Origin of the sequence: Tritonibacter sp. SIMBA_163 (genome assembly GCF_046535935.1) — a bacterium.
Classification (GTDB): domain Bacteria; phylum Pseudomonadota; class Alphaproteobacteria; order Rhodobacterales; family Rhodobacteraceae; genus Epibacterium; species Epibacterium scottomollicae.
The window spans coordinates 1-4936 of record NZ_JAWJBP010000043.1 but is presented as its reverse complement, the minus strand read 5'-3'; the positions used below and the strand labels follow the sequence as shown (position 1 = coordinate 4936).

The 4936-nt window shown below is 54.5% G+C and carries 4 protein-coding genes; 1 reads left to right on the top strand and 3 read right to left on the bottom strand.

The window, feature by feature from the left end:
• Positions 1-607 precede the first annotated feature (607 nt).
• Positions 608-1135, top strand: a complete 528-nt coding sequence (locus R0J92_RS21105; RefSeq protein ID WP_411053079.1) for a dihydrofolate reductase family protein — start codon at positions 608-610, stop codon at positions 1133-1135.
• 238 nt (positions 1136-1373) lie between these two features.
• On the opposite strand, the gene R0J92_RS21100 is transcribed toward R0J92_RS21105, so the two are convergent.
• The 3 genes from R0J92_RS21100 to R0J92_RS21090 all read right to left on the bottom strand — a co-directional run.
• Positions 1374-1778 (bottom strand): hypothetical protein, encoded by a 405-nt coding sequence (locus R0J92_RS21100; protein WP_411053078.1) that lies wholly within the window; start codon positions 1776-1778, stop codon positions 1374-1376.
• A gap of 494 nt (positions 1779-2272) precedes the next feature.
• Positions 2273-3349, bottom strand: coding sequence for a ribosome small subunit-dependent GTPase A (rsgA, locus tag R0J92_RS21095; RefSeq protein WP_411053077.1), 1077 nt, complete (start codon positions 3347-3349; stop codon positions 2273-2275).
• Positions 3350-3790: 441 nt separating this feature from the next.
• Positions 3791-4936, bottom strand: a 1146-nt coding sequence (locus R0J92_RS21090; protein ID WP_411053076.1) for an IS1182 family transposase, incomplete at its 5' end; no start/stop codon positions are given.

Genomic DNA, 4936 nt, shown 5'->3' with positions numbered 1-4936 from the left:
GAATACAACCAAGCTCCGATGGTCATCATCAAGGATAGACTGACTACCAGAACATGAAGAGAGGAAATCTTACGTTCTTGAACGTTAGCCGATGTCATGTAGATACCTCATCAAGGTAGATCTACCACACCAACGTAAATCTACAGCAAACCACTCAGAGACACTTATCCACGGGAGTTATTAACTATTGGTGTGTTTTGCCATTCAGCCAGTCAATTGAGCGAGGCTTGGCATTTCACCTTTCGGCTCTCTGCCCCGAATGTCTGCTGCGGGGAAACCTGGCAAGTCGTTCGCGCATGCAGCAGGTCCTTCGCAATATCTTGCATGAATGTCTTATTTGGGCTGGCTGCTGTCATCTGACGGCTGGAACCTGGTGCGGAATCGCTGCGACTTCGCTGCCGCACCGCCGCATATTCACTTAGAGCCCATACTTCCAAATGCTGCGCTGAGTTCGAAGGTCAGCTTACATGTGGCTGCGTGTTGACCAGCCAAACAGCTTCCTCTAAAAATACCTTCAACCGAGGAGTGCTCTGCCAGTGATCAAATAATTCCCAACTCATTCAGAAGCCGAATGGCTTTTAGGGAAATTATTTATCAGGAGCATCTCATGCATCCCATAATTTATGACGTTGCCGTTTCGCTGGACGGTTTTATCTCCGGCGTGTCTGGAGACATATCGAAATTCGCGCCTGAAGGGCCTGTGGTAGACGACTACTTAAAGCGCCTTGAGACCTACAAAACGGCAATCATGGGCCGAAACACCTACGAGTTCGGGTACGATTTTGGCCTTAAACCCGGTCAAAACCCCTATCCACATATGAGGACAGTCGTTTTCTCCGACACTTTGGAGTTACCTGAACAGGCCGAAATCTCAGTTCTTCGCAGTCCTACACCTGAGGCGATTTTGTCATTGGCGCGCAACGCGAGTGGCCCCGTGTATCTTTGCGGAGGTGGCGATTTCGCAGGGTGGATGCTGGACCACGGATTGATCGACCGGCTCATCCTCAAGCGCACGCCGTGTGTCCTAGGGAGCGGCACACCTCTCTTTGGGGCGTGCGCTCGGCCCATAAGCATATCTCGGATCAGGACTGAGACATATGAGAATGGGTATCTTCTGGAAGAGTTCGAAGCCTGATCGAGCTCAAGAAGCGGACAGTCTTTCATGAAGTGCGACTGTCCGCTTCGTCCCGCTTTGCCGACCTTCGTTCTCCGAAAATGCTGCGCCATGGACGAATGGCCGGTCTGGTGTAGCTGCGGCGCGGAAGCCGCGTGGTGGGTAGAAGGCGGCTCTGGGCCGAAAGCGGCGAGCCGTATTGACGGCAACAATGGCGAGCAACGAATAGAAAAATTAGAGCATACGACGCCAACCGTTTTTACAATCGATGCTGTTCGAGAATATCGCGCTTGCAGCTTTCAAAAGACGTGTTGCGCTGCGCTTCCTCTGCCGCGTCCTTGGCCCTAGTCGGCGGCAGATAATACTGCACGCAATTTGAATGGGCCTGATACTTAATGCGCTCAAGCGCACATGTCGTCACATCGTTGGAGGGCATCGGCAGGCTGGTAATGGAGCACTCCTCATTGTAATATACCAGCCTTTCCTCGGCGCTCGATTGCCAAAGGAACCAAGATGGCCCACCTATGCGATCAGGGTCCGGCGTGCTGCTTCCGCCACAATAACCAGTTGGGTTGAAGCATAGAAGACGTTCGCCATTGGGGCAGGAAGCCATTGCGCCACCCAAAGCGACAATGCCGGCAGCTATCCATATGGACGTTCTCATAGATAACACTTTCTTATCCGATCAGTTTATTTCTGAATGCCAAAGCAGCCCTTCCGACGCAAGTTTGGGGAGCTGATCGCCCTGCAAGTCTTCGGAAGTTTGGAATGGGTGAATGGGCGGTTCGGTGAAGCCGCGCCGCGGCTTAACTTAACCGAGCCAAGGTCGGCTCTGGGCCGCGAGCGACGCTGCGCGAGGAGCCGACCAGGCGCTTGGCCCTCCCGCACAGCGAAGGCCCGGAAGGAGCCCAACTTACCGATTTTCTGCACTGCGGTTAATGCCTGCTATCACGGCGAAGGCAATAACGTTAAACAACCACTTGGGTTTTGGAAGGGGCTTCTGGAAGCATTAAACAAGGACGATTGCGGGCATGCCAAGAACGACGGTTTATTGCCCCGTCCGCAGGTGAAACAGTACAGTGCCCTGCTGCAAGCCGTCCATGCGGCTTGCAGAGGTCGCCATCGTCCCTTAGCGATGCGTCTCGTTTGACGAGGCGCTCACCACTTATTTTTCTGTTGAATTGATCGGAACATTTTGTGCCGGGATCTGTCGTGCGCTTTGCGTTCGGCTAAGGTAGACGAATTAAAGCGCTCCTCAGCAGCCAACTTACGCCACCGTGCCAATCTGGACATGTCGATCTCACCCTGATCCTGTGCCTGCCGAATGGCACATCCTGGCTCCACCTCGTGTCGGCAATCCTTGAACCGACATTGACCTGCCAAAGCGACCAAATCATCAAACACTTCAGCAATCCCCGCTTCAACATCCGTCAATTGAAGTTCCCGCATGCCTGGCGTGTCCAGCACAGCGCAGCCACCGGTCGTAAAGTGAAACTGGCGTCGTGTTGTTGTATGGCGACCTTTACTATCATCTTCCCGAATGGCTGCAGTCTCCACAACACCGCCTTGCAAAAGGGCATTTACCAGCGTTGACTTTCCAACCCCAGACGACCCAAGAAACGCAACGGTCTGGCTCAGTGCGCACCACGAAGATAGTTTGGCTATTGGTTCATCGCTCAAGGCATTCAGGGGCACAACCAGGACGCGGTTCGAAATTGCGCTTGCCGCTTCGACATAGGGCGCATGATCTTCGCACACATCTGCTTTGGTGAGCAAAATAACCGGCGTAACCTTCGCGTCGAATGCCAATGCGACATAGCGCTCTAGCCGTGCAATGTTAAAATCCCTGTTGCACGATGACACGATAAAAACGGTATCCACATTGGCTGCTATCAGCTGGCGCTTGCGGTCTTTTCCTGGGGCTCGTCGTTCAAACGCACTGCTGCGGTGCAAGAGCCTACTGTTCGTTGGTTCGTGCGCATCAAAGAGAAGCCAGTCCCCAACGGTCGCATCAAGCCTGGGCGGTATCATTGTATCGATTTCATCACCCAATAGATGTAAACCGGTTCTGTGAACTTCGATCACTCGGGCGGGAGGTGTGCGGATGAGGTCTTCGATACTGGATTGCTGACTGAAAAATGGCTTCCAGCCCAACCTTTCCAAGACCAGGGATTCACGTTCGGGAATCTGTTGTGACGCCGCAGGCGGCATAAATTGCGAGTAGTCTCGTGTCATTGTGGTGAACTCTCATGTTCAACGTCCAGGGCAATGCCTGGTCTGCAAAAGTGTGCGTAAACTAGGATGCAAAAAACCAGCACTCGCAACCTTGCCAGGCAGCGTGTTCGTTTGGACTAATTTTGCATCGGGAGGGCGCTATGCCTCCCCACTTTAACAGGTCATCAAACCTCCAAGAGTTTGTAGCTGTATATGCGGCAACGGTTCTTTTAGCAAGCATTGCCACGTGTGGGGGACAGTAGATACGCGCGGATGTTGCGTTTTATGCGAGCTGTAACCGCGTTCATTCTGCCGTTCAAAGATCAACGTTTTTTGAACGGTTTGCCAGACCGGACACTGGCGCAGCCGCAGCGAAAGTAGCCTTTGTCCGGATTCTGTGGAAAACAGCGTGTTGCTTGCGCAGAAAGCTGCGCTTTGAAGAGCGCGCGAGCGCCTTTCCTATCAGGCTTTGCGCGTTTGCTGCGGTGCCGGAAAAATCTTAGCCAGTTTGCGGAGGTTTTGGGCGGTGGCGGCGAGGAGGAATTCGTCATTTGCACCGCATGGGCCGCGTAATCGCAGTCGTCCCAACCTGAGAATGCGTTTGAGGTGGGCAAAGAGCATTTCGACCTTTTTCCTGAGCGTCATCGCAATCTGATATTCTTCAGTTTTGGCCAAATCTCTGGCAACCTGACGCGCGTCTTTGTGCTCCTCGCGGGTGATCTTGCGCGCCTCAGCGTTGGGGCAGCATTTTTGCTTGGACGGGCAGACCTGGCAGACTTCTTTCAAGGCGCGATAGCGCGCGGTGCCCTTGCCCGTCGGCCCCCGGTTTGGATCAGAGTAATTCCGGCGGAACTGTTTGAGCGCGTGGCCCACGGGGCAGATGTATTGGTCGTTCTGCGCATCCCAGTCAAAATCTATGCGTGTCCAGGTCCCATCGGGGCGTCCGGCCTTGTCGATCACAGGGATGTAAGGATCGATCTTGCGTTCCACGAGCCAGCCGAGCATGGGGCCTGAACCATAGGCTGTGTCGGCGATCATCCAGTCGGGGACCAGGCCGAACTTGGCTTTCACCCGTGTAAGCATGGCCTGGGTCGATCCAACCTCGGCTTGTCGGATCGAACGGGTGCCTTCAACGTCCAATATGACACCGTGATCCGTGTCTATCAGGTAGTTATCGGAATAGCTGAAGAATGCCGGACCCTTACGCGCCGCCGTCCATTGGTTGGCGGGATCAGAATGCGAGGTGAACTTGGGCTGCACCTCGCTGGCCGCGCCAAATGCAGCCTTATCCAGCGTGTCGAGATACTCGCGCACGGCGCGGGGCGCATCAGCCGGATCAATGTGCGTTGCGTCCCAGTCTTCCTTCGGCGTGGAGTTCTGCTTGTTCGCATCGGCTTCGATCAGGCTGGCGTCAATCGCCATTCGCTGGCCGCTGACCAGACCTTCGGCGATGCAGCGCGCGACAGTCGTCTCAAACAGGTGGCGCAGCAGTTCGCTGTCGCGAAAACGCCCATGCCGGTTCTTGGAAAACGTCGAGTGATCCTGCACGTTACCTTCCAGACCCAACCGGCAGAGATGGAGTAGGTGGGCGACCCGGAATGGTCGATC